The organism is Pandoraea apista, assembly GCF_001465595.2.
Lineage (GTDB): Bacteria > Pseudomonadota > Gammaproteobacteria > Burkholderiales > Burkholderiaceae > Pandoraea > Pandoraea apista.
This window is the reverse complement of the sequence record NZ_CP013481.2, coordinates 54365-75985: the sequence shown is the minus strand read 5'-3', so window position 1 is coordinate 75985 and position 21621 is coordinate 54365. Positions and strand designations below refer to the sequence as shown.

The 21621-nt window shown below is 60.5% G+C and carries 17 protein-coding genes; 5 read left to right on the top strand and 12 right to left on the bottom strand.

Features of this window, described 5'->3' with window-relative positions; genetic code table 11:
• Positions 1 to 1307: 1307 nt before the first annotated feature.
• The 11 genes from AT395_RS00300 to AT395_RS00245 form a co-directional block, all read right to left on the bottom strand.
• Complete coding sequence (locus AT395_RS00300) at positions 1308 to 2054, bottom strand: ABC transporter ATP-binding protein (protein ID WP_042113627.1); 747 nt, start codon at positions 2052 to 2054, stop codon at positions 1308 to 1310.
• A complete protein-coding gene (locus AT395_RS00295) occupies positions 2054 to 3850 on the bottom strand; it encodes a branched-chain amino acid ABC transporter ATP-binding protein/permease (RefSeq protein ID WP_042113629.1) in 1797 nt (598 codons plus the stop codon). Before AT395_RS00295 ends, AT395_RS00300 begins: the two co-directional genes overlap by 1 nt.
• 18 nt (positions 3851 to 3868) lie before the next feature.
• Positions 3869 to 4924, bottom strand: a complete 1056-nt coding sequence (locus AT395_RS00290) for a branched-chain amino acid ABC transporter permease (protein WP_048628384.1) — start codon at positions 4922 to 4924, stop codon at positions 3869 to 3871.
• 385 nt (positions 4925 to 5309) lie between these two features.
• Positions 5310 to 5810 carry a homoprotocatechuate degradation operon regulator HpaR gene (hpaR, locus tag AT395_RS00285; RefSeq protein ID WP_042113633.1) on the bottom strand — a complete coding sequence of 167 codons (501 nt, stop codon included), beginning with the start codon at positions 5808 to 5810 and terminating at the stop codon, positions 5310 to 5312.
• A 258-nt stretch (positions 5811 to 6068) separates the two neighbouring features.
• Positions 6069 to 7214, bottom strand: coding sequence for an ABC transporter substrate-binding protein (locus AT395_RS00280; RefSeq protein WP_048628385.1), 1146 nt, complete (start codon positions 7212 to 7214; stop codon positions 6069 to 6071).
• 214 nt (positions 7215 to 7428) lie between these two features.
• The gene (locus AT395_RS00275) at positions 7429 to 8211 is read right to left on the bottom strand and encodes a sulfite exporter TauE/SafE family protein (RefSeq protein ID WP_048628386.1); all 783 of its coding nucleotides are present in this window, start codon (positions 8209 to 8211) and stop codon (positions 7429 to 7431) included.
• 652 nt (positions 8212 to 8863) lie between these two features.
• Positions 8864 to 9862: a branched-chain amino acid ABC transporter permease gene (locus AT395_RS00265; protein WP_042113639.1), complete on the bottom strand. Its 999-nt coding sequence runs from the start codon at positions 9860 to 9862 to the stop codon at positions 8864 to 8866.
• 11 nt (positions 9863 to 9873) lie between these two features.
• The gene (locus tag AT395_RS00260; protein WP_042113640.1) at positions 9874 to 10758 is read right to left on the bottom strand and encodes a branched-chain amino acid ABC transporter permease; all 885 of its coding nucleotides are present in this window, start codon (positions 10756 to 10758) and stop codon (positions 9874 to 9876) included.
• Between the two features lie 81 nt (positions 10759 to 10839).
• Positions 10840 to 12036, bottom strand: coding sequence for an ABC transporter substrate-binding protein (locus AT395_RS00255; protein WP_042117579.1), 1197 nt, complete (start codon positions 12034 to 12036; stop codon positions 10840 to 10842).
• A gap of 76 nt (positions 12037 to 12112) precedes the next feature.
• Positions 12113 to 12898 carry an ABC transporter ATP-binding protein gene (locus AT395_RS00250; protein ID WP_048628387.1) on the bottom strand — a complete coding sequence of 262 codons (786 nt, stop codon included), beginning with the start codon at positions 12896 to 12898 and terminating at the stop codon, positions 12113 to 12115.
• A gap of 8 nt (positions 12899 to 12906) precedes the next feature.
• The gene (locus tag AT395_RS00245) at positions 12907 to 13686 is read right to left on the bottom strand and encodes an ABC transporter ATP-binding protein (RefSeq protein ID WP_042113643.1); all 780 of its coding nucleotides are present in this window, start codon (positions 13684 to 13686) and stop codon (positions 12907 to 12909) included.
• A 602-nt stretch (positions 13687 to 14288) separates the two neighbouring features.
• Here AT395_RS00245 and AT395_RS00240 point away from each other — a divergent pair.
• Genes AT395_RS00240 through AT395_RS00230 form a run of 3 tightly spaced genes read left to right on the top strand, consistent with a single transcriptional unit; the run spans position 14289 to position 17125 of the window.
• Complete coding sequence (locus AT395_RS00240) at positions 14289 to 15065, top strand: phytanoyl-CoA dioxygenase family protein (protein ID WP_042113644.1); 777 nt, start codon at positions 14289 to 14291, stop codon at positions 15063 to 15065.
• 6 nt (positions 15066 to 15071) lie between these two features.
• On the top strand, positions 15072 to 16286 hold the full coding sequence (locus AT395_RS00235) for a methyltransferase domain-containing protein (protein ID WP_072632728.1): 1215 nt from the start codon (positions 15072 to 15074) through the stop codon (positions 16284 to 16286).
• Complete coding sequence (locus AT395_RS00230) at positions 16286 to 17125, top strand: hypothetical protein (protein WP_231606091.1); 840 nt, start codon at positions 16286 to 16288, stop codon at positions 17123 to 17125. The genes AT395_RS00235 and AT395_RS00230 overlap by 1 nt, the downstream gene beginning before the upstream one ends.
• A gap of 57 nt (positions 17126 to 17182) precedes the next feature.
• On the opposite strand, the gene AT395_RS00225 is transcribed toward AT395_RS00230, so the two are convergent.
• The gene (locus AT395_RS00225) at positions 17183 to 18817 is read right to left on the bottom strand and encodes a GMC family oxidoreductase (RefSeq protein WP_048628388.1); all 1635 of its coding nucleotides are present in this window, start codon (positions 18815 to 18817) and stop codon (positions 17183 to 17185) included.
• A 311-nt stretch (positions 18818 to 19128) separates the two neighbouring features.
• Here AT395_RS00225 and AT395_RS00220 point away from each other — a divergent pair, with 311 nt between their 5' ends.
• A complete protein-coding gene (locus tag AT395_RS00220) occupies positions 19129 to 20004 on the top strand; it encodes a LysR family transcriptional regulator (RefSeq protein WP_048628389.1) in 876 nt (291 codons plus the stop codon).
• 217 nt (positions 20005 to 20221) lie between these two features.
• Positions 20222 to 21610 (top strand): class II fumarate hydratase, encoded by a 1389-nt coding sequence (fumC, locus tag AT395_RS00215; protein ID WP_072632726.1) that lies wholly within the window; start codon positions 20222 to 20224, stop codon positions 21608 to 21610.
• Positions 21611 to 21621: the final 11 nt, after the last annotated feature.

Below are 21621 nucleotides of genomic sequence, written 5' to 3'. Positions count from 1 at the left end.
CCCTGACTGCGCTCCTACCTGGAAGTCGTTCCGTCAATGCACCGGCAATCTTCGCCAAGTTTATGTCCGGAATAACCTTCGCAAGATCGACGGCGTGTTTCACGTGAAACGCCTGTCGCGGAGTATCGAACTTCGGGTCGCCACGACGGATCAATCATCCCCCCCAACCAAACCCCGTGACACCCCCTCGCCCTCTCGTCATTCCGGGCAGCAAAGATCATCAGCGCCCTGACTGCGCTCCACCTGGAGGTCGTTACGTCGATGCATCGGCAATCTCTGCCAAGTTTATGCCCGAGATGGCCTTCGCAAGATCGACGGACGTGTTTCAAGTGAAACGCTGGCGAGTGACGATCGATGCCTCGTCTGACCTCGACGGAGCGGACATCTCCACAACCAACCCCTAGACATTCCCGCCACGCCCTCCCACGCTTCCGGGCGGCGAAGATCACGAATGCGTACTGGCGTGCATTTCACGCGAAACAGGTTCGACGCGCGCGGCAAACAGATCCAGATGATTCCGAACAGGCAGCGTTAGCGGAACACCAGACTGCACCGCATCCCTTGGCGTTGATCGCTAGCCTACGAGGTGCGGCATTCTCTGCTTGAGCCTGTCTCCCCCGCCATAAGCCTGCCCTCAAGCGCTAACGCTCGATGCCCCGCGGCGGTGCATTGCCGACGCGGACATAACAGATGAATGTGGAAGGATTCTCTGGGGATGGGCGAGCCAAACCTGGGCGGGAAACTGGGGCATTCGATGGGTGGGGGTTGGTGGTGCCCTGACGGAGCGACTTTTAGCTGGAGCGCAGTCAGGGCACCGCCAACCCCCACTGCCCGGACGGATGAAAGCACGTCGCCTGATTCGAAGGACGTGGCGTTCCAACGCCCCCCAAAAAAACCTACGTTCCACGTGAAACCAAAAAACAAAAGCCAAGGCCACGAAACCCGAAACACGCCGCATCGAACCGCACGGAAATCAGCTTATCCACACACCCACGTCATGGCGATCAACTGCATTCGGGAATTTGCTTTTCTGTGGATAACCTCAGGCAGAAATTTCGAGAGATTTTGCAAAAAATCGCGCAACCCCTTATTGCGGCAGTGCGCCATAGATTTTGGATATCCACAACTATCCACAAGCAACTGTGAATAAGTGAGTTCACCCACCCCGTGGAAACAAGTCGATGTCATCCCAGAAAATTGGGGACGGATACCGACCAACCGCACCACCGTCATGTCCCCAGACAAAAGAAAAAGCCCGCCATACTGGCAGGCTTTTCCGTAACAACAAACTTGACGAGCAACGTCCCTCAGGCAGCCTTCTTCGCCAACCCCAGATAGGTCTCGATAACCTTGGGATTGCTCGCCAGCTCCTGCGCCGGGCCTTCCAGTGCCAGTTCGCCAGTCTCGATCACGTAGCCGTAGTCGGCCACCTGCAACGCTGCACGTGCGTTCTGCTCAATCAGCAACGTAGCGACGCCCGTCTTACGCAAGTCGTTGATGATATGGAAGATTTCCTTCACGATCAGCGGCGCCAGCCCAAGACTCGGCTCGTCGAGCATCAACAACTGGGGTTTAGCCATCAGCGCTCGCCCCACCGCCAGCATCTGACGCTCACCGCCCGAAAGCGTACCCGCCTGCTGTACACGACGCTCCTTGAGGCGCGGGAACAACTCGTAGACGACTTCCATCTGGTCCAGGAAGTTCTTCTCGCCAGCCCGCTTGCGACGATAGGCGCCAAGCAGCAGGTTATCCTCCACCGTCATCGTGGAAAACAGTTCGCGCTTCTCCGGCACCAGACACATACCACGCGACACGCGCGCTTCGATGGTCAGCGCCGACATCTCCTGACCGAGATACGCCACGCTCCCACGGCTGGAACCATTGTGCGGCAGCGCCCCCATGATCGCGTTGAGCATGGACGACTTGCCCGCCCCATTGGGACCAATCACCGTGACGATCTGGCCCGCCCCTACCCGCAGATGCGCGCCATGCACCGCCTCGACTTTGCCGTATGCAACGGCGAGGTCTTTGACCTCAAGAATCGCGTCCGCCATCACTCCACTCCTCCAAGGTACGCTTCGAGCACCGCCGGGTTCTTCTGCACGTCTTCGGGCAGCCCCTCAGCGATCTTGGTGCCGAACTCCATCACCACCAGGTGATCGGTCAGATTCATCACGAAGTCCATGTCGTGCTCAACCAGCAGCACGCTCATTCCCTCGTCCTTGAGCTTTCTGAGCAGATCGCCCAGCGCCTGCTTCTCTTTGTAACGCAGGCCTGCCGCCGGCTCGTCGAGCAGCAACAGCGTCGGGTCGCACGCCAGCGCGCGCGCAATTTCCAGAATACGTTGCTGCCCCAGCGCCAGGCTGCCCGCTTCGTCGTACATGTGCGCACCCAGACCCACGCGCTCGATCTGCATCTTTGCTTCATGCAGCAGCATCGCTTCTTCTCGACGATCCAGACGCAACACACTCGACCACACACCGCCTTGCGGACGGCGGCGCAGCCCGTTCTTGTCACGCAGATACGCACCAATCGCCACGTTCTCGAGCACGCTCATATGCGGCATCAGGCGCACGTGCTGGAAAGTGCGGCCAATGCCGCGCTTGACGATCTCGCGCGAAGCCAGGCGATCGATGCGCTCGCCGAGGAATGAAATCTCGCCGCGCGTGGCTTGCAGCACCCCCGTCACCAGATTGAACGTGGTCGACTTGCCCGCACCGTTCGGACCGATCAGGCCCACGATCTCGCCAGCCTTCACCTCGAACGACACGTCGTTCACCGCCACCAGACCGCCGAACTCCTTGCGTGCCTTCTCGAGCTTGAGCACGACTTCACCCACCGCCGGCTTCACACGATGCCCCAGCGGCTCGGCTTGCTCGGGCGCTTTCGCCACGCGTCGTGCCGGGAAGATCTTGCCGAAGAACGGCCACACGCCGTCACGGGCATATTGCAGCAGCAGCACGAGCAGCACGCCGAACACGATGGTCTCGAAGTTGCCGTTGGCCCCCAGCAGCACCGGCAGAATGTTCTGCAGGTAGTCCTTGAGCACCGTCAGGATCGCCGCGCCGAGCACCGCGCCCCACACATGCGACACCCCGCCGACCACCGCCATGAAGAGGTATTCGATGCCGTGGTTCAGATTGAACGGCGTCGGGTTCACGGCACGCTGCAAATGCGCATAGAGCCAGCCCGAAATCGACGCAAGCACGGCGGCATATACGAACACCACGACCTTCATCCACGCGGTGTTCACGCCCATGGCCTCGGCCATCACGCCACCACCCTTGAGCGCGCGAATGGCGCGGCCCGGACGCGAATCGAGCAGGTTCTTGATCGACACCACCGCCAGCACCACCACGATCCAGATCAGATAGAACATCTGACGTCCGCTCGCCAACTCGATGCCGAAGAGGTTGATCGTCGGGATGTCGTTCAGGCCATCGTACTTGCCGAGGAACTCAAGGTTGCCGAACAGGTAATACAGTGCCAGCCCCCAGGCAATCGTGCCCAGCGGCAAGAAGTGCCCGGACAACCGCATGGTGATCGCGCCGATGACGAGCGCCGCGGCGGCCGTGATGGCCACGCCGACGATCAGGCCCAGCCACGGCGAAGCCCCGTAGGCAGTCGTCAGATACGCGGTCGCATACGCGCCCAGACCGACGAACGCCGCCTGCCCGAACGAGGTCATGCCGGCCACGCCTGTGAGCAGCACGAGACCGATAGCCACAATGCTGTACAGACCGATGTAGTTGAGCAGCGTCACCCAGTACTCAGGCAAACGCACCGGTGCAGGCAATACCGGCAACACGGCCAGCACCACCAGGAAAATCAGGAAGTATTTGTTTTTCATTCTGTGGTCCGCCCCGGCTTATTCCTCGTCTTCTTCGACATGCTTGCTTGTGAGCGAGAGCCACAGCAGCACAGGAAGGATCAGCGTGAAGACGATGACCTCTTTGTATGCACTCGCCCAGAACGACGAGTACGACTCCAGCAGGCCCACCAGAATGGCGCCCAACGCTGCGACCGGGTAGCTCACCAGCCCGCCGATGATCGCGCCCACAAAACCCTTCAGGCCGATCAGGAAGCCCGACTCGTAATAGATGGTCGTGATCGGTGCGATCAGAATGCCGCACAGCACCCCCAGCACGGCCGCCAGCGTGAAGGCCAGACGCCCGGCCTGCACCGTGCCGATGCCCACCAGACGCGCGCCCAGCCGGTTCACGGCCGTGGCCCGCAAGGCCTTGCCCGAGAGCGAGCGGTCGAAGTAGAAATACAGCGCCAGAATCATCACGATCGACACGCCAAGCACCCACAGACTCTGACCGGACACCATCACGGACCCGATGTTGAAGCTCGCGTCCGAGAACGGCTGCGTGCGCGAACCCTCGGCGCCGAACATCACCAGCCCAAGCCCGGTCAGCGCGAAGTGCACCCCCACCGAGACGATGAGCAGCAGCAACGTGCTGGCCTCGGCCAACGGCTGATAGGCCAGACGATAGAGCATCGGCCCCATCGGCACGACCAACAGCATCGTGACGGCGATCTGCACGAGCATCGGCAACGTCATCGGGGCAAGCGCCTTGACGACGAAGAACACGGCGATCGGAAAGACCAGATATTTGCCCGCAAACACTGGTACCAGACGGCCCGCCAGTTTGCGGCGCTCGCTATGGCGCAGCACGCTAGCCGTCTCCACGACGAACGTGCAGACGCCCATCGCCACGAGCAACCAGCTCGTAAGCGGAAACTTCTGGGTTTGCAGTGCCGCTAACGTGAGCGCGCCATACGACACGAACTCGCCCTGCGGAATGAAGATGACGCGGGTAACGGAGAACACCAGCACGAGCGCCAATGCCAGCAAGGCATAAATCGCACCCGTGGTGATGCCGTCCTGCGCCAGGATGGCTGCAATCGAAAGATCCATGCTCCTCTCACTTCGTTTGAGTACTTCTTGAACCGGCTGGCGAGACAGCCGGTGTGATGCACGGTGCGGCGCGCCGCCGCCCCGTTCCCCTTCACATCGATACACCCCGCACGTTCCCCGTGACGCAGCGCAGCGAATTATGAATTGTATAAATCGTTATGCATTGGTAAAACCCGGGCGACTACTGAGTTGGCGAAATCTTGTCTCCTGCCACTTCGCCATCTGCACTGTCCCGCGTGCCGCGCCCGACTCGGCGCACACCTATCGCCCGCGCCTGCTCAAGCTTGCTGCCCGCGCTTCACGACACCCTTGTCGACAAGCATCAGGCTGACCCTTCGCGAACCTTCAACGGCCCTCAGCAGCCTTCGCGTGGCCTGCCGCCGCCTTACGCGGCCGACTTGCGACGACGGCGCGGCTTGGCCGGCAACGAAGGCGCTTCCGCCACGACTTCAGGCGGTAACGCCTCACGCACCACGTCGAGCAATCGGTAGATTTCGGCGAGCGTATCGCGCCCGACCTTGTCTTCCAGATAGCGATAACGTTCCTCGACCAGGGGGCCGAGCTTCTTGCACAGCGCGCGGCTCGACGCCGTGAGCGACACCATCACGCGACGCTGATCGGCGACCACACGACGGCGCAAGATTAGACCGGAGGCCTCCATGCGCTCGAGCATGCCCGACAGGCTCGGGCTGAGAATGCAGCACTCGCGCGCGACCTGTCCGATTTCCATTTCCCCGGATTCGCTATCGTTGACGGCCCGTATGACACGCCATTGTTGTTCCGTGATGTCGTAACAATTGAGCAGCGGCCGGAACAGCCCCATCACCGCCTCACGCGACTGCAGCAACACCAGAGATAGGTTGCGGTGTTCGAATTCACCCGTCATGGATTTACGCTCGAAAGGATTGCCCGGTCAGCCCCCCGGCTGCGGCAATCAGGTTGGGACAGTGCGGCCTCTCATGTGCCGCTCGCATCGCATGTCCTGCCGTCTCTTTGCGAAGCGCCAAACTACCACGCGCTCAAAAAAAACGGGCGTGAACGCCCGTTCTTCCTGCCCGGCCGAAACCGACCGGGCCAGATACCGCAGATACGACAACGGGGCATGCCTGTGGACTACAGGTGCTATAGGCAGCCCCGGCGCGTATCAGTTCGCCAATTTCCACTTGCCGTCGACGATTTGCACCATCACGCGCGAGCGTTGGTCCAGACCGTTGTGGTCGTTCTTGCTCATATTGAAGATACCGGCGGTACCCGGCATGTCCTTCACGTTCTCGAGCGCATCGCGCAACGCGGCACGGAATTCGGCGGTGCCCGGCTTGGCCTTCTTCAGCGCGACCGGAATCGTCGCCTGCAGCAGCAGGCCGCCGTCCCAGGCGTGACCGCCGAAGGTCGAGATCGAACCTGCGCCGTACGCCTTCTCGTATGCCGCCTTGTAGACAGCCGCCGACTTCTTCACCGGGTTGTCGGCAGGCAGTTGCTCGACCACGAGCAGCGGGCCGGCCGGCAGATACGTGCCTTCGCAGTCCTTACCGCAAACGCGCAGGAAGTCGTTGTTGGCCACACCGTGGGTCTGATACAGCTTGCCCTTGTAGCCGCGCTCCTTGAGCGTGCGCTGCGGCAATGCTGCCGGCGTGCCCGAACCGGCGATCAGCACGGCATCCGGGTTCGCGCCCATGATCTTGAGCGCCTGGCCCGTCACCGACGTGTCGGCACGGTTGAAGCGCTCATTCGCCACGATCTTGATCTTGTTCAGATCGGCAGCCTTCTGGAATTCCTTGTACCAGCCTTCGCCGTATGCATCCGAGAAACCGATGAACGCCACGGTCTTCACACCATGATCGGCCATGTGCTTGGCAATGGCGGTCGCCATCAGAATGTCGTTCTGCGGCGTCTTGAACGCCCACGTGCGCTTGGCGTCGACCGGCTCGACAATAGCGGCGCCTGCGGCCATCGAAATCACCGGTGTCTGCGTCTCGGCAGCCACGTCGACCATCGCCAGCGAGTTCGGCGTGACGGTCGAGCCGAGCACGGCGTCGACGTGATCCTCGGTAATCAGCTTGCGCATGTTCTTGACGGCCGTGGTGGTATCGGTGGCGTCGTCGAGCACGATGTACTGCACGGACTGACCGCCGATCGTCTTCGGCATCAGCGCAATGGTGTTCTTCTCGGGAATGCCCAGCGAAGCCGCCGGACCGGTCGCCGACAGCGACACGCCAATCTTCACCTGAGCGTTCGCGACGCCCGCGGCCAGCATCATCGCCGATGCCATGCACAGCAACTTCAGTTTCATTTGGGTCTCCTCACAAAAATTTCGAATTCGTTTTTTTGACATTAACCGACCGCTCAGTCGGTAAATTGTCGCCCATCTTACGGGCACCTGTACCTTCTCGTAAAGTGCGGTTTCCCCACATGTGGTTTCAGCCGCATGTGTCATCACCGGGCCCGCACAGCGCTGCCCTGCCCTGCCCTGCCTTGTCTCACCCGATCCGTCTCGACGCCCCCACTCAGACGCGCAAGAACGCGTCGTAACCCGTCTTCACGATAAGCACGGCAAGCACCCCCAGAAACATGCGCCGCACGAAGCCCACGCCATGTTTGAGCGCGAGGCGGCTGCCCACCTGACTGCCAAGCACGTTCATGACCGCCATGCCAATGCCGACCTGCCACCACACGTGCCCGCCCATGCCGAACAGCAGCAGTGCGGCCAGATTGGTTGCCACGTTCACGATCTTCGACGATGCCGACGCGTTGACGAAATCCTGCCCGAACAACCGCACAAACAAAAACACGAGGAAGCTGCCCGTGCCCGGGCCGAAGAACCCGTCGTAGAAGCCGATGGCGCCGCCCACGGCGATCGCCATGAGGGTGACCCCCGCCCCACCCTTCACAGGGGCGTGAACCGTGCCGAAATCCTTTTTGCGCAATGTGTACACCGCGACCCCGGCGAGTACGAACGGCAACAGCTTGCGCAGCACGTCGGCAGGAATATGCGTGACGGCATAAGCGCCGCAGAACGAAAACACGAATGCCGCAATCGTGGCCGGCACCAGAATCGCCCAACGAAGCTGGACGCCGCGCGCGTAGCGCAATGCGGCCGACGCCGTTCCCCAGATACCGGCCATTTTGTTGGTGCCGAACAGCACCGGCGGCGCAGCGTTCGGGAAAACGGCAAACAGTGTCGGCACGGAGATCAACCCGCCGCCGCCAACCACGGCGTCGACCAGACCAGCGAGGAACGCGCCGCCCGCGAGCATCAGCAAATCGGTTATCGCCCAGCCCGTCAACATACATTCCCCATACATGCCGCCCGGGCCGAACCGGCCGTCTTCGCAAGACAGCCCCGTCGGACCCGTGACGGCAACCGGGCGAACTCACCGGCTTTAAAGCGCGAGGGCGCGCATTGCAAAATGTAAAGCGTGCTGGACATACGACTGCGACTACCGGGTCATCGAAAGGGCCGAACAAAACGGGCCGACGGAATAAAACTGGCACATCGACGGAATGGACCGAATGGGACGAAACAATCGAATGCGCAGAATGAAACGGCGAGCATAGCGTTTTTAGGCCGCATTGCGCATATTTAAGCGAAGCGATTCTCGCAACATGGCGAGAATCGCACGGAAAACACTGGGCAAAGGGATGTCGTGCAGACTGCCGGACCTTGGCAGCAGGCGGCTTCGCGCGATGGCGAAGCGCAATATAAAAAGCGCTGTTGGAGCATTCTCCAACAGCGCTTCCTTTTTGGCGGTGCGCGTTATCGCGCTTATTGTCTCCTCGTTCCTCGCCCCTATATCCTGCCGTGACGCGAACTGAGAGAGAGAATAAAGGAGCACCCGATGCACCACAAGTCAGCATTTACCCCTATGAATTAGGTTTTTTCCGACATACATGCGCCAGAGTGACGAGTGCGCGCCCCAAACCGGTGCGCGCACTCTGCGATCACGACGCTTGCGACATGGTCCGGAAGAACCGGCTGCGCGCCACCAACTCACCCACCAGGCCGCGCCGGAAAGCCAGCACACAGATGATGAAGATGGCGCCGATCACGATCGTCACCGACTCGCCTAGCGTCTGGAACCAAGGCACTCCCGTGACCGTTGCCAGCCAGTTGCCGATGTCGCCGAGCTTGTTCTCCAGCACAATGATGACCACCGCGCCGACGACCGGCCCGAGCATCGTCCCCAGACCGCCCACGAGCGTCATCAGGATCACCATGCCCGACATTGTCCAGTGCACGTCGGTGAGCGTCTCGAAGCCCAGCACCACGGTCTTGGTCGATCCGGCCAATGCCGCCAGCGTGGCCGACAGCACGAACGCCAGCAGCTTGAAGCGATCGACGTCGTAACCGAGCGAAATCGCACGCGGCTCGTTCTCCTTGATCGCCTTGAGCACCTGACCGAACGGCGAGTGCACGATACGCATGATGAGCAGGAAGCCCAGCGCGCAAATGGCCAGCACCACGTAATACAGCGTGAGGTCCGAATCCAGCGGCAAGACCCCGAAAAGACTGCCGCGCGGCACGCCTTGCAGGCCATCTTCCCCGCCCGTGAACGGCGCTTGCAGACAGAGGAAGTACAGCATCTGCGCCAATGCCAGCGTAATCATTGCGAAGTAGATGCCCTGACGCCGAATCGCCAGCAGGCCGATGACGAGCCCCAACACGGCCCCGGCGATCACGCCCGCGAGAATGCCGATCTCTGGCGTAAAGCCCAGATTGCGGATGGCGTAGCCGGTGATATAGCCCGCGCTGCCGAAAAACGCGGCGTGACCGAACGACAGCAGCCCCGTGAAACCGAGCAGCAGATTGAACGCGCAGGCGAACAGTGCGAAGCACAGCACCTTCATGACGAAGACCGGATAGGCGCCCGCGAACGGCGCCACGATCAGCGCGAGAAGCAGAAGGGAATAAAGCACCCGTTGTTGCATCTGTTGTTGCATGGTTCTGCCCCTTACTTTTGTTTGCCGAACAGCCCAGCCGGGCGCAGCAGCAACACGATCACCATGATGACGAACACCACGGTCGCAGACGCTTCCGGGTAGAACACCTTGGTAAAGCCTTCGATCACGCCGAGCATCAGACCGGTGACGATCGAGCCCATGATGGAGCCCATGCCACCGATCACGACCACCGCGAATACGGTGATGATCATCGACTGCCCCATGAGCGGCGAGATCTGGATGACGGGCGCGGCGAGCACCCCGGCGAACGCGGCGAGCGCGACCCCGAAGCCATACGTCAGCGTGATCATGAGCGGCACGTTCACACCGAACGCTTCCACCAGTTTCGGGTTCTCGGTACCGGCGCGCAGATACGCACCGATCTTCGTCTTCTCGATCACGAACCATGTGGCAAAGCACACGATGAGCGACGCCACCACGACCCACGCGCGGTAATTCGGCATGAACATGAAGCCGAGATTGGTCGCGCCGGACAGCGCTTCGGGAGCGTCGAACGGTTGACCCGATACGCCGTAGATCGAGCGGAACACCCCCTCGAGCACCAGCGTGATACCAAACGTAAGCAGCAGGCCGTAGAGGTGATCGAGTTTATAGATCCAGCGCAGCATGGTGCGCTCGATGACAATGCCGATGAGACCCACCACAACGGGGGCGAGAATCAGCATGACCCAATAATTGAGGCCGAGATAATTGCCGCCCATCCAGGCGAGCATTGCACCCAGCATGAACAACGCGCCGTGCGCAAAGTTGATCACGTTGAGCAAACCGAAAATCACCGCCAGGCCGAGGCTCAGCATGGCGTAGAACGAGCCGTTCACCAGTCCCAGCAGCAGTTGGCTCAACAGCGCCGGCAGGGGGATGCCTAGAAATTCCATCGAAATCGATTCTCTGGGAGAAAGGTCGCGACGGGACACACGTCCCGCCGCTTTCGTTGCATCGCTTTCAGATCGCGCCGATTACTTCGGGAGCTTGCAGGTCGATTCCGCCTCGGTGGTGAACGCCTTCTCGCCCGGGATCGTGGCGACAACCTTGTAGTAGTCCCACGGCGACTTCGATTCCGCCTTCGACTTCACCTGCATCAGGTACATGTCGTGGACCATCGTGCCGTCCTTCCGGATGTAGCCCTTGCTGAACATGTCGTCGATCTTGATCTTGTGCAGTTGATCCATGACCTTGTCGGCATCGGTCGTACCTGCCGCCTGCACGGCCTTCAGATAAGTCATCGTGGCCGAATAGTCGCCGGCTTGCAGGCTCGACGGCATCTTCTTCATCTTGTCGAAGTAGCGCTTGGCGAAGGCGCGGGTCTTCTCGTCCTTGTCCCAGTACCAGCTATCGGTCAGATACATGCCCTCGGTGTTATCCAGACCGAGCGAGTGAATGTCGTTGATGAACACGAGCAGGCCGGCGATCTGCATCTTGCCCTTGATACCGAACTCCTTCGCGGCCTTGATCGCGTTGATGGTGTCGCCACCGGCGTTGGCCAGACCCAGCACTTGCGCGCCCGAGGACTGTGCCTGAAGCAGATACGACGAGAAGTCCGACGCCGAGAGCGGGTGACGTACCTGCCCCTTCACGGTGCCGCCGTTGGCCTTGACCACATCGGCCGTGGCTTTTTCCAGCGCGTGACCGAACGCGTAGTCGGCCGTCAGGAAGAACCACGACTTGCCGCCCGCCTTCACGACGGCCGAGCCCGTGCCGCGTGCGAGCGCGACGGTGTCATAGGCGTAGTGCACGCCATACGGCTGGCATTGATCGTTGGTCAGCGCGTCCGAACCGGCGCCGACGTTGATGTAGACCTTCTTCTTCTCGGCCGAGACCTTGTTCATCGCCAGACCGGTACCCGAATTGGTACCGCCGATGAGCATATCGACGCCGCCGCGATCGAACCATTCGCGCGCCTTCGACGCTGCGACGTCCGCTTTGTTCTGGTGATCGGCGGTGACCAGTTCGACCGGCTTGCCGAGGACCTTGCCGCCGAAATCGGCGATGGCCATCTTGATGGCTTCCGCACCACCCTGCCCGTCGATGTCGGTGTAAAGGCCCGACATATCGGTAATGAAACCGATCTTCACCGTATTGCCATCGGCATGGGCCTGCGAGGCCATTGCCGCAAAACCGAACGCAGCCGCAACGGCCAACGCCTTCATCCGCATCGTCATCTTCGTCTCCTTCGTGGATTTGATCGCCTGGGTCCATCGCCCGGCACGCGTACGCACCGGGTAGCTCACCTCATACGCCCAACAACTCGTGCAGCACCGGCATCTTCGTTTCCAGCTCCTGAGCGCCGAAGCGCTCCACGATCTTGCCGTGCTCCATCACATAGAAGCGATCGGCCAGCGGAGCCGCAAAACGGAAATTCTGTTCCACCATCACGATGGTGTAGCCCCGCGCCTTGAGCGTGGTAATCATGCGTGCCAACGTCTGCACGATCACCGGCGCAAGACCTTCGGAAATCTCGTCAAGCAGCAACAAATTGGCGCCCGTGCGCAGAATGCGCGCCACGGCCAGCATCTGTTGTTCGCCGCCCGACAAACGCGTGCCCTGACTGTGGCGCCGCTCCTTCAGGTTGGGGAACATGTCGTAGATCTCTTCGAGCGACATGCCGAGTCCGCCGTCTTCGCGACGATTGCCGCTCATGCCGATATACGGCGGCAGCAACAGGTTTTCCTCGCACGACAGGCTCGCGAAAATACCGCGCTCTTCGGGGCAGTAGCCCACGCCGTGGTGCGCAACCTTGTACGTCGGCAAGTGAATGGTTTCTTCACCGCCAATGCGTATCGAACCCTGACGCTGTCCGGTCAGCCCCATGATGGCGCGCAGCGTCGTGGTACGCCCGGCGCCGTTGCGCCCGAGCAGCGTGACGACTTCGCCACGGCCCACCGTCAGGTCCACGCCGTGCAGGATGTGCGATTCGCCGTACCAGGCCTGAAGTCCCTCGACTTCCAGTGCCGGGATGTTCGCACCGCCCTTGCCGTTACCGTTACCGTTACCGTTACCGCCCCCATTCCCGTACATAGCCGTCCTCACCCGTGGGCCCCCTGCATTTCACCGTCCGCGGTGCCCATGTAGGCTTCCATCACCTGCGGATTCTTCGAAACTTCGTGATACGGGCCTTCAGCGAGCACCTCGCCGCGCTGAAGCACAGTGATGGTGTCGGAGATACCCGCGATCACGTTCATGTTGTGCTCGACCATCAGAATCGTTCGACCGGCCGACACCTTCTTGATGAGAGCCGTCACGCGATCGACGTCTTCGTGCCCCATGCCTTGCGTGGGCTCGTCGAGCAACATTAGTTCGGGTTCCATAGCAAGTGTGGTCGCGATTTCGAGCGCGCGCTTGCGCCCGTACGGCAGTTCCACGGTAAGCGTATGGGCGAATTCGGTGAGGCCGACCTCGGCGAGCAGATCCATCGCGCGGTCGTCGAGCTTGCGCAACGTGCGGCTGCTGCTCCAGAAGTGGAACGCGGTGCCAAGGTTGCGTTGCAGACCGATGCGCACGTTCTCAAGCACGGTGAGGTGCGGAAACACGGCAGAGATCTGGAACGAGCGGATGATGCCGCGTCGCGCGATTTGCGCAGGCGCTTCGCGGGTGATGTCTTCACCGTTGAAGGTAATTGTCCCCGCGCTGGGCACCAGGAACTTGGTGAGCAGGTTGAAGCAGGTGGTCTTGCCTGCGCCATTCGGTCCGATGAGTGCATGAATGGTGCCGCGCGCAACGCGCAGGTCGACCCCGTTCACGGCGGTGAAGCCGCGAAACTCTTTCGTGAGTCCGCGGGTCTCGAGAATGTAATCGTTGTTCGCCATGTCTCCTGCCACATTCCTGGTTGGCGGTGCGAGGCAGGTATGCGCCACGGCACCATCGTCTGTGACAACCGCGAGGCAGGCAGATGACGCTCTGGTTTGCGTCGTCAGCGAAATGCCCCGCGTCCCGCATGTGGCGCCGAATTCTTGGTTCGGTCGCACATAGGGAATCGTTATTGTGTGTGGTTTGCTGCAACGCGATCATTGGGATTTGCACTTAGCTTCGCAGCCCCCGAAACACGCATGCTCACACGGGTTGCAGAACGTTCTGTCACATGCTTCCAACGTGCCCGAAGCCCTTATGGCACAAGGCTTTTGCGGCACACGCAAATGCGCGTTCGATAGCTTTCGGCGATGAGCTTTCGTCGTTCGCGCATCCAACATTAGGTATTACTACGTAAGTTTTAAGCGACCTGTCTGGAATTCCGGAAAGCACTATCGTCGTTCCAGTCCGCTTTTTTCTTCGTCTTCCGGCGCAGGTCCCAAATACGGCAAGAAATCAGAAAATCTCCAAAGTCCCTTCCCCCATTCTCGTGCCACGATTTGTCATCCGCCATCGGCATGACAAATTCGGTGTTCGGCTAACGATCCATGGAGAGAAGAAAATGAGCCAGGAATTCGTTTATCAGTTCGATATCAATGGCTACGTCGTTATTCCCGCAGCGATATCGCAGCCGCATCTTCAACGCCTACAAGACTACTGGTCCGCGAACCTCATCGGGCTCCAACTACACGACGTAAATTTCGACTGGGGAGACGATTGGCGAGGCCTTATCGATGTTGAATCCGTCTATTCGTTCCTAGATATAGTCTACCGATCGAAATTTCGACTGGACCATATGTTTTGTGTCGACGAGCGCTTCGTCAGCAGCGGCGGTCAACTGCACCATCAGGCAGACATGTTCGACGAAGGCATCTATTACTGGGTGCGAAATCGACGCATTCACAGCGGCCTTGTCGCGGTTCAGTACGCAATATCGGACATCGGGGAAACGACGAACCACTTCTGCTGCATCCCCGGGTCACATCGGGCCAACTTCCCGGTTCCAGACAGGTACCGCGGCCTCTCGGACAATTTATTGCTACGCCACGTCTTTCTCCAGGCCGGAGACGCAGTGGTCTTCTCGGAAGCGCTCGTTCACGGAACGTTCAAAGTCGCAAACTCAGGCCTGCGGCGAAGCGTGTTCGCGAGGTACATGAACAATCACTCGTACTTCAGAAGACCGCTGGCACATCGCGATATCGCATCCCTCCCCCCCACGCCGAACCATTCCGCATCATCTGAAGCGCAGATCTTCTCAACAAGGGATTTGACGCCCAGGCAGCGGCAGCTGGTCGTTGAACCTGCTTATGCACGAGGCCACGCGCCCGTAAAGAGCTGAACATATATGGATCCAGTCAGCGTTAAAGCTGTCATTCGGGGACCGCAAGGAATTCTTTTCCTAAAAAATCCACGCAACGAACTTGAGTTACCGGGAGGCAGACCTAACCATCGAGAAACGCTCGAGCTCGCCTTGACTCGAGAGATAGAGGAAGAATGCGGCCTCAACATCACCTCGGCAACTTACATGGGAAGTCAATCCTGCGAAATCGTACCCGGGAGGAGTGTTCTGCTAGTTTTTTTTTACTGCACGCTCCCTGAAGGGCGCCTCGTACTGAGTGACGAGCACACCGCCTACGAATGGGTCGATCTCGACGCCGAGCCGCCCCACAACATGCCGAGCTTCTACTGGGAATTCTGCTCGCAGTTGAGAAATGATCACAACGCATCGGAATACGCTGCCGCGGCACGGCCCGAATACCCTCTACACACAGGCGAAGCGGACAGGCAACGGCTCATGGTCACTGCGGAGGTGTACAACGCCGCCACGACCGAGTTCCTCCGCAAGTTCTTGCCGAAAACCGGTCGTATCCTTGAGGTCGGTTGCGGCCACGGACAAATCGCTCAATGGCTTGCCGCCAACGCCCCAGAAGCCACTGTCATCGGTCTCGACAACGATGCTGAACAAATCTCTCTGGCCAAATCGGCCGCATCGGCACACGGAATCAACAATCTTTCCTTTCGAGTCGGCGATCTGAGTGATTTGGCGAGTATCTCTCAACTCAAGAGAAAATTCGAACTCATTACCTGCCGGTTTACCCTCCTGCATATCGGGCAACGCCGCCCAGTTGTAGAAGCACTACTGGGTCTTTTAACGCCGCTCGGCGTATTAGTCGTCGAAGAGCCGTCACTCGGGAGCTTATTCTGCATACCCCATGTGGCAGGTTTCGAACAAGCCAATGCGGCAATTAGCGCATATGGAGAAAGCAGGGGCGTCAACTACAACTGCATCGAGGACATTTGGTCAATCATCACGAAGATGAACGTTCAAATCAGGGATGCCAGATTCAGTCAACCCACCGTCTGGAAAAAGGAGCACAAGGCGCTTGTAAAGCTGTCATTTCAGCAACTTTCGCCTCGACTCGTTGCGCATGGAATTCTCGAAGAACATCAGGCGAAGCGTATCGAGCAGTCACTTGATAGCGAGTACATGGACGACCTCGTTATTTCCGGAGGCTTGCGCACCTTGCAGATCGCCATGTCGGTCAAGGGGAGGTCGTGATGAGGGTCAATGTCGAATCGATTTCACAAGGCATTTATAAGGATATTCCGTCCGAGGACGTCGTCGGATACCTTCAGCGTGAGCGCTCAATTCTTGCATGGGCCATCGACGGCGCGTCCACCCTCACCGAATCGCCATTCACGACATTTGACTACATCTCGGACGCGGGGTGGTTTGCACGCAGACTGGCCGATTTGCTGCGGCAACTCGAAACCACCGCCTTCCGCAAATCAAATTTTCATGACGGCCTGGATAGACTTCGGCAAGAGTATTGCGCCATGTCAAAACATATCCCCCCGTTGGAAAATTGGCCGGTTGCAGCAGCAACTATCGTCGAGACAGATTTCAGCGTTGGAACAACATTGACAGTCTCCATTTATCGTTATGCGGACTGCTTTGACCTGGTTCATCAGGGGGCGCTGCCTCATTCAAAGAGGGAAAAACCATCGGTACCACAGTGTCTATCCTATGACGCATGGAAGCCCTGCTCAGGGTTCGAGGGACAACCACTTGAGCAATTACTACAACGAAGACGCCAACAGCAGCGAAACGAATTCAGTACTGCACTCACGTTAAATCCAAAAAGTGCGCTAAACGCCGCGGAAGAGCATCTGACGATCCACACCCCTGCTCACATTCTCCTTGGTACCGATGGCCTGTCACGCATTTGGGAAACATACAATCTGATACCCCGTGAGCAAGCCATAGAATTGGTCGCACGATCCGGGTTATCCACACTGCTCAATATCCTTAGAAATCACGAGGCAACGATTCCTGCCGGTGAAACGAGCGGCAAAAGAAGAGACGACGCTAGCGGCATCTATGTTTCCCTTCTTTAGCAACTAGCATCGACGTCGTCGATTCCTTCCAGAGGAAAACCTGCCCGAGCGCCTTCGTTATCGCCTCGCTTTTCGTGCAGCCCGAATCATGTCGCTCGCACGCTCGGCAATCATGATCGTCGGCGAGTTCGTGTTGCCCGACGTGATCACCGGCATGACGGAGGCGTCGACCACGCGCAGGTTCTGCACGCCGCGCACACGTAGTTGCGCATCGACGACAGCATCGGGGTCGTCGGCGCGTCCCATGCGGCAAGTGCCCACCGGATGGAAAATCGTCGTGCCGATCTCGCCCGCCGCGCGCATCAGATCTTCGTCGCTCTGAAACGCAGGCCCCGGCAGATACTCGCGCGGCTCGTAACGCGCAAATGCCGGTGCGCCGACAATGCGGCGCGTCAACTTGATGGCATCCGCCGCAACGCGCAAGTCCGCTTGCGTCGACAGATAATGCGGCGCAATGTTCGGAGCGACACGCACATCGGGCGACGTCAGATGCACACTCCCGCGCGACGTGGGGCGCAGGTTGCACACCGACGCCGTGAACGCATTGAACTTGTGCAACGGCTCGCCGAAGCGATCGAGCGACAAGGGCTGAACGTGGTATTCGAGATCAGGGCGTGCCATGTCTTCGCGACTGCGGGCAAACGCCCCCAATTGCGAGGGCGCCATGCTCATCGGCCCGCGCTGCGCGAATGCGTATTGCATGCCGATCTTGAGCTTGCCGAACAGACTATTGGCCGTGAGATTCAGCGTCGTGACGCCGCGCAGTTTGTACACCGTGCGCAATTGCAAATGGTCCTGAAGGTTCTCGCCAACGCCCGGCAGGTCGGCCACGACATCGATACCGAAACCGCGCAGCCGCTCGCCATTGCCAACGCCGGAGACCTCCAGCAGATGCGGCGAATTCACCGCGCCCGCCGCGAGAATCACCTCGGCGAGCGCGAGCGCCGTGAAGTCTTCGTTGCCACCGCGATAGGCCACGCCGGTGCAGCGCGTGCCTTCGAACATCAAACGGCTCACACTCGCCCCCGTGATAACGGTCAGATTGGGCCGCTGCGACGCAGGACGCAAAAAGCCCTTCGCGGCGCTCCAGCGCACACCGCGCCGCTGGTTCACTTCGAAATAGCCAATGCCGAAGTTATCGCCGCGATTGAAGTCGTCTGTCCTGGGAATGCCGATCTGCTCGGCGGCGTCGGCAAACGAATCGAGCACTCGCCACGACAGACGCTGCTTCTCGACCCGCCACTCTCCCCCACTGCCGTGAAACTCGGTGTTGCCCTTGTAGTGATCCTCGCTGCGCTTGAACAACGGCAGCACGTTGTCCCATCGCCAGCCGTCGTCGCCGGTCGCGTCCGCCCACACGTCGTAATCCTCGCGCTGACCGCGCATATAGATCATGCCGTTGATCGACGAACTCCCGCCCAGCACACGGCCACGAGGATACGCAAGCGAGCGGCCGCCGAGGCCCGCTTCCGGTTGCGTGCGATACAACCAGTCGGTGCGCGGATTGCCAATGCAATAGAGATAGCCGACGGGGATGTGAATCCAGTGATAGTCGTCCTTGCCGCCCGCCTCGAGCAGCAGCACGTTGACGTCGGGGTCCTGCGTGAGGCGATTGGCCAACACGCATCCGGCAGAGCCGGCCCCCACGATGATGTAATCAAAGCTCTCCTGCTTTGCTGCCTGCTTGCTCATTCCCGCCTGTCTCCGTCGATGGCGCGGCACTCGCCATAGTGCGGCGCCGGCACTGGTGCGGCACCCGACTGAGGTGGACTGTCGCCCACCGCCTCGGGTTCATTTTGTCGGCCATGCCGAAATATCAGCATCGCTCATGTTGTATACCCCGACTCTGTTCCGCCTGCGACACGCCCAACCGCACGCGCCCCGGCAACACCAAGCGTACTGCGGGACACCGACGCAAGCCAATGAGAAATTATCAAAAGCAATATAAGATCTGCTTATGTTGCCCGGTCGTTCATCGGGCACCGTCCGCTCACAGCCGTCTCATGGAACTCACCCACCTTCGCGCTTTCGTCGCCATTGCCCACGAAGGCAACCTCACGCGTGCCGCGCGTCGGCTACACCTGACGCAACCAGCGGTCAGCCTGCAGGTCAAGGCGCTTCAGGAAGCGTTGCGTCTCACGCTCTTCACGCGCACCGCGCAGGGGCTGGCCCTCACACGCGACGGACAAGCGCTGCTGCCGCTGGCCGAACGCATGCTCGCCGCACTGGCCGACCTCCAGCAGGCGGCCGGTGCGCTGCGCGACACGGTGCGCGGGCGCCTGCGTATCGGCACGATACTCGACCCCGAATTCACCCGGCTGGGGGCGTTTCTCAGGCGTCTCGTCGAGTCGTATCCGCAGATCGAGACGGCACTGCGACACGGCATGTCCGGCTCGGTGCTGCAACAATTGGCACGCGGCGAACTCGATGTCGGCTTCTATCTCGGCCGCCCCGACCCCGAGCGCTTTCACGCCATCACCCTCACGCCGTTCTCGTATCAGGTACTGGCGCCCGCCGGCTGGCGCGAGCGGGTGGCCCGGCGCGGCTGGCGCGAACTCGCCGCGCTGCCCTGGATCTGGACACCGCCCGAGTCAGCCCACCATCGCCTGCTCTCGGAGTTATTCGGTGCGCTTGGGGTGTCGCCCACCAAGGTGGCGGAAGTCGACCAGGAGCCATCGATGCTCGATCTGGTGAAGTCGGGCATCGGACTGTCGCTCGTGCGCGACTCGATCGCGCTGCGCGAGGCGCGCGCCCACGGTCTGGTAATTGCCGACGGCGTGTCGGTGCCGACCGAACTCACCTTCGTCACGCTGGCTGCGCGCCGCGACGAGCCCGCCATCGCGGCGGCCCTGCAATTGGTTGCGGCCGTATGGGCTTGAGCCGGGCCACGCCGGCCGGCCATGGAGCGGCTTGTGACTCCCCCGGATCACAATTCCGGCGCATAATCCATGCCTGCTCAGGCCCTCAGTTCACTACATTCGAAAGGGCCGCTCTCCCCGCAATTCATTCCCACGTCATGGCACGTCACCCCCTGTGCTGCCATGCCGGAACCCGTCTAACGCTCTAGAATTTAATTCTCTCTTCGAGGAGTCGATCATGTCTGTGAGAATGGAACGCGATACTTTCGGCGAAATTGCCGTGCCCGCCGATCGTCTGTGGGGCGCCCAAACGCAGCGCTCGCTGCAGAACTTCAAGATTTCCACCGAGAAGATGCCACGCGAACTCGTGCGCGCGCTCGCTCGCGTGAAACGCGCCGCCGCCGAGGTCAACAAGGACCTGGGCGTGCTCGACGCCAAGAAGGCCGACGCCATCATCAAGGCAGCCGACGAAGTCATCGAAGGCAAGCATGACGACGAATTCCCGCTGGCGGTCTGGCAGACCGGTTCGGGCACGCAGTCGAACATGAACATGAACGAAGTGCTCGCGAATCGCGCCAGCGAACTGCTCGGCGGCGTGCGCGGCGAAGCGCGTAGCGTGCACCCCAACGACGACGTGAACAAGGGCCAGTCGTCGAACGACGTGTTCCCGACGGCCATGAGCGTTGCCGCCCTCGACGCCCTCGTCAATCACCTCAAGCCCAGCGTCAGCCAACTGCGCGACACGCTCGCCGCCAAGGCCCACGCCTATGACGACATCGTCAAGATCGGCCGCACCCACCTTCAGGACGCCACGCCGCTCACGCTGGGTCAGGAAATCTCGGGGTGGGTCGCCCAGATCGACCACAGCCTGAAACACGTTGCCGACGCCCTGCCCCACGTGGCGGAACTCGCGCTCGGCGGCACGGCCGTTGGCACGGGCCTGAACGCTCACCCGGAATTTGCGAAGAAGGTTGCCGACACGCTCGCGCGCGACACCGGCCTGCCGTTCGTCACGGCACCGAACAAGTTCGAAGCCCTCGCGGCCAACGACGCCATCGTCAACGCACACGGCACGCTCAAGACGCTTGCCGCCAGCCTGATGAAGATTGCCAACGATGTGCGCTGGCTCGCCAGCGGCCCGCGCTGCGGCATTGGCGAACTGACGATTCCGGAGAACGAACCGGGCAGCTCGATCATGCCGGGCAAGGTCAACCCGACACAGTGCGAAGCGATGACAATGCTTTGCTGCCAGGTGCTGGGTAACGACGTGGCGATCAACATCGGTGGCTCGATGGGTAACTTCGAGCTGAACGTATTCAAGCCGATGCTGATCCACAACTTCCTGCAAAGCGTGCGCGTGCTCGCCGACGGGGCCGTGAGCTTCAACGACAACTGCGCCATCGGTATCGAACCGAATCGCGCCCGCATCGGCTCGCTGCTCGAAGAGTCGCTCATGCTCGTGACGGCGCTCAATCCGCACATCGGCTACGACAAGGCCGCACAGATCGCCAAAAAAGCGCACAAGGAAGGCACCACCCTCAAGGCGGCCGCCCTCGCCCTCGGCCATGTGACGAGCGAACAATTCGACGCCTGGGTTCGCCCCGAGCAGATGGTCGGCAAGCGTTGATTCCTCGTTAG

What these genes read in the sequence shown, in the direction of transcription:
- AT395_RS00230 (WP_231606091.1), top strand. Translation starts at nt 16,286, where the DNA reads ATGAGGGTCAATGTCGAATCGATTTCACAAGGCATTTATAAGGATATT.
- AT395_RS00250 (WP_048628387.1), bottom strand. Translation starts at nt 12,898, where the DNA reads ATGTACGGGAATGGGGGCGGTAACGGTAACGGTAACGGTAACGGCAAG.
- AT395_RS00275 (WP_048628386.1), bottom strand. Translation starts at nt 8,211, where the DNA reads ATGTTGACGGGCTGGGCGATAACCGATTTGCTGATGCTCGCGGGCGGC.
- AT395_RS00255 (WP_042117579.1), bottom strand. Translation starts at nt 12,036, where the DNA reads ATGCGGATGAAGGCGTTGGCCGTTGCGGCTGCGTTCGGTTTTGCGGCA.
- AT395_RS00280 (WP_048628385.1), bottom strand. Translation starts at nt 7,214, where the DNA reads ATGAAACTGAAGTTGCTGTGCATGGCATCGGCGATGATGCTGGCCGCG.
- AT395_RS00225 (WP_048628388.1), bottom strand. Translation starts at nt 18,817, where the DNA reads ATGAGCAAGCAGGCAGCAAAGCAGGAGAGCTTTGATTACATCATCGTG.
- fumC (WP_072632726.1), top strand. Translation starts at nt 20,222, where the DNA reads ATGTCTGTGAGAATGGAACGCGATACTTTCGGCGAAATTGCCGTGCCC.
- AT395_RS00265 (WP_042113639.1), bottom strand. Translation starts at nt 9,862, where the DNA reads ATGCAACAACAGATGCAACAACGGGTGCTTTATTCCCTTCTGCTTCTC.
- AT395_RS00220 (WP_048628389.1), top strand. Translation starts at nt 19,129, where the DNA reads ATGGAACTCACCCACCTTCGCGCTTTCGTCGCCATTGCCCACGAAGGC.
- AT395_RS00260 (WP_042113640.1), bottom strand. Translation starts at nt 10,758, where the DNA reads ATGGAATTTCTAGGCATCCCCCTGCCGGCGCTGTTGAGCCAACTGCTG.
- hpaR (WP_042113633.1), bottom strand. Translation starts at nt 5,810, where the DNA reads ATGACGGGTGAATTCGAACACCGCAACCTATCTCTGGTGTTGCTGCAG.
- AT395_RS00240 (WP_042113644.1), top strand. Translation starts at nt 14,289, where the DNA reads ATGAGCCAGGAATTCGTTTATCAGTTCGATATCAATGGCTACGTCGTT.
- AT395_RS00235 (WP_072632728.1), top strand. Translation starts at nt 15,072, where the DNA reads ATGGATCCAGTCAGCGTTAAAGCTGTCATTCGGGGACCGCAAGGAATT.
- AT395_RS00245 (WP_042113643.1), bottom strand. Translation starts at nt 13,686, where the DNA reads ATGGCGAACAACGATTACATTCTCGAGACCCGCGGACTCACGAAAGAG.
- AT395_RS00300 (WP_042113627.1), bottom strand. Translation starts at nt 2,054, where the DNA reads ATGGCGGACGCGATTCTTGAGGTCAAAGACCTCGCCGTTGCATACGGC.
- AT395_RS00295 (WP_042113629.1), bottom strand. Translation starts at nt 3,850, where the DNA reads ATGAAAAACAAATACTTCCTGATTTTCCTGGTGGTGCTGGCCGTGTTG.
- AT395_RS00290 (WP_048628384.1), bottom strand. Translation starts at nt 4,924, where the DNA reads ATGGATCTTTCGATTGCAGCCATCCTGGCGCAGGACGGCATCACCACG.